The 4,500-nt window shown below is 41.8% G+C and carries 5 protein-coding genes; 2 read left to right on the top strand and 3 right to left on the bottom strand.

The genetic code is table 11. The features are described from left to right. From WBA23_RS24015 to WBA23_RS24025, 3 genes are all read right to left on the bottom strand, one after another. Window positions 1–835: carboxypeptidase-like regulatory domain-containing protein (locus WBA23_RS24015; protein ID WP_424584814.1), on the bottom strand; the 835-nt coding region annotated here is incomplete at its 3' end. 68 nt (window positions 836–903) lie between these two features. Next, complete coding sequence (locus WBA23_RS24020) at window positions 904–1,902, bottom strand: FecR family protein (protein ID WP_424584815.1); 999 nt, start codon at window positions 1,900–1,902, stop codon at window positions 904–906. Between the two features lie 305 nt (window positions 1,903–2,207). Continuing rightward, window positions 2,208–2,801: an RNA polymerase sigma factor gene (locus tag WBA23_RS24025; protein ID WP_424584816.1), complete on the bottom strand. Its 594-nt coding sequence runs from the start codon at window positions 2,799–2,801 to the stop codon at window positions 2,208–2,210. A gap of 299 nt (window positions 2,802–3,100) precedes the next feature. Here WBA23_RS24025 and WBA23_RS24030 point away from each other — a divergent pair, with 299 nt between their 5' ends. Further along, the gene (locus tag WBA23_RS24030; protein ID WP_424584817.1) at window positions 3,101–3,742 is read left to right on the top strand and encodes a LuxR C-terminal-related transcriptional regulator; all 642 of its coding nucleotides are present in this window, start codon (window positions 3,101–3,103) and stop codon (window positions 3,740–3,742) included. A gap of 231 nt (window positions 3,743–3,973) precedes the next feature. Continuing rightward, the coding region (locus WBA23_RS24035; protein ID WP_424584818.1) for a carboxypeptidase-like regulatory domain-containing protein at window positions 3,974–4,500 on the top strand (527 nt) is incomplete at its 3' end.

The following is a 4,500-nucleotide window of genomic DNA, read 5'->3' on the forward strand; positions in this document are numbered from 1 at the left end:
GCCCTACCGAGCTCACTCCCCCCGACTGTTGCAACACTTCGCCGGTGGTCTGCACAATGGAGCCGACGACACTTTCCTTCTTCTGCACACCATAGCCAATCACCACTACTTCTTCCAATCCCTGAACATCAGGCATTAGAGCTAGGTTGATAATGGCTCTTCCTCTTATGTCTACTTCCTTAGTGGCGTAGCCGATAGATGAGTATACCAGCGTATTGGCATCGTCGCTTACAGTAAGCTTATAGTTTCCATCAATGTCGGTCACTGTTCCGGTAGTGGTTTCTTTCACCAGAATGTTCACCCCGGGTAGTCCGTCGCCACTTTCCTGGTCGGTAATTCTACCACTAATGGTTTGGGCTAATGTCTGTTGGGTCTTCTGTAAACTTTGATTCTCAAGTTTAGAGAGCAAATTCGTTCGCTGAAATTCTTCCTCTTCTTTCACCGACTGAAATTTTTCCTTTAGTATCGGTAGAACTTCTTGCTTTTTTTGCTGAGCCGCTATAATTACATAGTGGCTACTACTTATTTTCCTGTAGGCCAGCGATAGCGGGAGAAGCAGTTTATCTAACGCAGCATCGAGGCTTTCATTCGGTAGTTCAGCTACCAGCTCGGCTTCCACGAATTTGTCTTTGACCAGTTGACTATTAAAATTGAATCGTACTTGATACTGGTTGCCTAGCGACAAAATAATTCCTGAAAGGGCCTTCTTTTTTTTCTGGAGAGGAAAGTAGTCATTCCCTACTTCAGCAGCGGAAGCCAACTGTTGAGCCGATAAGCCCGACACCACCGACACCAGCAGGAAGATGAGAAAAATACAATGGTGAACGTGTTTCATAATATATACTGTTTTAGGTTTTGTACTATTTACTATCGGTTATGATCCGTAGCTACTGCCCGGTTAGATTAGCGGCTATCTACGGTGATCCTCTTTCCATCTTGGGCTATGTTTAGGTTGAAACTAACTGATAAGGTTTGCAATAGTAATTCTGGTTGATTGGCCGGAATAGAACCGGTGAACGAGAGCTGAGCGAGACTATCTTGCTCAAACTTGACATTGTAGCCGTAGTTATGGCTTATTAGTTGGGCAATCTCGGCTAGAGATGTTTCTTTAAATACTAACAAGTTGTTGCGCCAGGAGGTATATAGCAGGGTATCCACCTCCTTTTGATCAATATGATGACTTTCAGCTTCGTACTCAATTAGCTCCCCAGGGTTCATTATTCTATCTGGCTGGCTGTCCTCTGCCAAGCGTACTTTCACCTTACCGGAGTTTAGTACCACTATGGCCTTTTTCTCTCGACTGTTTACGTTAAACTCCGTTCCAAGTACCTCTACTTGCAGGTCGTGAGCAGTTCGAACGATGAATCTTTGGTGATCTGGGGTGTGGGTAACCGAAAAGAACGCTTCACCTTCTAACCACACTTCCCGCACCGAATCTTCCGAAGTATTGTCAGAAACGCGAAGGGTCGAGTTAGCATTAAGCACTACTCCGGTGCCGTCGGGTAGCGTAATATTTTTCACCTCGCCAAATGTAGTAGCATAAAGGGCGGTACGGATTTCGTAGTCGTAGTACCACCAGCCGATACCTGCTAGAAACAACATGCCAATAAAGGCTGCTGCCACTTTCCAGACCCATGGAAAAATTTTGCGCTGAGAGTGAGTATGAGCAGTAGTTACTGAGAGGGCATCGCGGCTAATTATCTGGCTAAAAATTTCGCTCGACCGATGCTCATCCAACTGGGGAAGTGAACCCAGCTTGGAACGTACTTCTTCAATCTGAGGTAGGTTCTCGCTACCGTCCGATGTTCGGAGATACTCAATGATAATCTCAATTTCTTCTGGGGTACATTCGTCGGCACTGAACTTGATGAAGAGTGACTTGATGTAGTTAGGGTCGTGCAAGGGTAAAGTTTTAGGCGTCGTTAGTTCTATTACCCACGAGCAACCCAGAAGGACGATTGGACAGAATTTATTTTTCCAACTTTTTGGTAACTACTTAATAATCAATATTATGTAACACAATTTTCCAGACTTGCCGATAATCAATTGAGGAAGAGGAAGACAAAAGTTTGGTGTTCAGGGATGAGAAAATGGCAAGATGTATCAGAAGCGAGAAGCTAATGACTAGTGACAAATAATTAGCGTGTCTTAATCTAAGGATTTGCCCAATGCTATTCCATCATCCGATCTTTGGCCTCTAATTTCTGTTAATTTAGGAGTCTTAGTAGCAGGACAAGGGAGATGCTGACGGCGATATCGGTATGCACGTGCAGTTGTTCTTTGATTGTTTTAAGCGCCTTTACAATCTGATCCTTTACTGTATTGGGAGAGATTTCTAGCCGTTGAGCAATCTCTTCGTGGCTTAGCCCTTCCGTCCGGCTCATGCGAAAGATTAATTGCCGACGGGTTGGCAAGGTCTGAATTGTCTTCTCTTGGAAAGCTTCTAAATCGCGATAGACTACTTGGTCTTCCGTAGTAGTATGACCAATTGCGTGGCTGTAGAATATTTCCTCTTTGAGCTTATCACTGTAAGCTGCATTGCGTAGAGTGTTGTATACGTGATTTTGCGCTATTTTGTAGATGTATGGTTTAATAGGGCGGGTAAAATCTAGTTTCGTACGGTTTTGCCAAATTTTTAAAAAAACTTCCTGTACGGTTTCTTCAGCCAGGGTTGATGACTTGGTAAGCTTATAGCTATAACCAAAAATCGCATCTTTATATTGGTCAAAGATCTGTTTAAATGCTAGATGGTCACCCTCGGAAACTCTCTTGACTGTAGCAGATTCGTTAGTACATTTCAAAGCAAGCGGTTGTATAAGTATTTGTAAAATATCGTAGTATAATACGCCTCAATTTAGCGAATTTTCAGAAACGACAAAATTATGTTAATTGTTTTTATCATTCTGCAATTTCTTTTTCCTGAAAGAAGTGTTAACTGAGATAGCTGAAGCATTCACTCTTTATCAGCTCTTGACTATCGGTAAGCCTAATATTTACAATTCTAGAATATATTGCCTGTCGTTGAATAGAAAACAAGTTCATAACGAGCTTGGAAGATTAATTTTTACCACTTAATTTAGATTATTTCTAAATAATCAATATGAAAGTAAGTAAAGTGCTCATTGCGGATAAGCAAACTCTAACGGTGGTGGGCATTCGCAATCTCTTAGAAAGCTTTCCTGAATTTGTTGTAATAGGTGAGGTTGATAGTTGGCAAGCAGTGAATGACAACTTTACGCGCGACACGCCCAATCTACTACTAATTGATTACGCTCACCTTACGGGCTTCTCCTACGAAGGATATCAGCGATTTAATCAAGAGCATCCTGCTACTAAACTAATTGTTATCACCGATGATCAGGACCGGCAAAGAGTACTGCAAATTTTACAAGCTAATACTGCTGCTTTTCTTACGAAAGAATGTAGCCGCAATGAAATTCTGACTGCATTACAAGCGGTAGCTAACGGCCAAAAATTTTACTGTGAATCGGTACTCCAGTTGCTGATGGATCAGTCCATTCTCGTTGAAAAAGACGATCCTATCAACTCTTTAAGCCCCCGTGAACTACAGATTATTCAATACATTGCTCAAGAGATATCTACCAAAGCTATTGCTGATGAACTTAATTTAAGTCCCCATACTATTAACGCCCATCGTAAAAGAATTTTAAAGAAATTAGACGTAAAAACTCCGGTGGGTTTAGTCGTTAAAGCCCTTCGTCTTCAGCTTATCAAGTTATAGAACCTTTTTTTCCGTAGAAATACTATCAATAGCTAATAAAATAACTAGTGGTAGTATAAAAATAGACTAACACCAGCGATTGATTCCTCTCATTCTCACCACTATCTTTGCCTTTGTTTATATTCAGTCTAAATAAATATAAACTATTACTTAACCACTGAAAGAAATACCATTGCGAAGTAGCATGTCTAGACAATCGCGACCAGGCGGCTTACCAGAATATTATCATCTATGAAGTATCGTATACTACTATTTTTAGTACTTGTCTCGTCATCTTTAGCTTACGCCCAATTCGGCACCATACAAGGAAGAGTTACCGATGAAAAAGACAATCCATTACCGGGGTTCGCCATAGAATTAGTTGGAACTACCCTAGGTTCCGTAACGGATATTAACGGTGAGTTTGCAATTCAAAACTCCCCAATAGGCTCGCTGCAGATTCGAGTATCAGGAATTGGTTACCGTAGTAGAAGTCGGGTGGTGAATGTCGTAGCTAACGAAACACTAATCATTAATTTTAGTATGCAAGAAAGCCTCACTCAATTGCAAGAGGTTGAAATTATTGGTCGGCCGGAAACCACGTATCAGAATGATGTATCGTTCTTAGCCACCAAAACGGCTACCCCGCTGCAAGATGTACCCCAATCGGTCAGCTACGTCACGAAAGAACTGATTCTTGATCAGGCGGCCTTTCGGGTCAACGATGTGGTGAAGAACATGAGTGGCGTTAATCAATTTTCATTCTACAACGACATTAC

It is taken from the genome of Tunicatimonas sp. (assembly GCF_049647865.1).
Lineage (GTDB): Bacteria > Bacteroidota > Bacteroidia > Cytophagales > Cyclobacteriaceae > Tunicatimonas.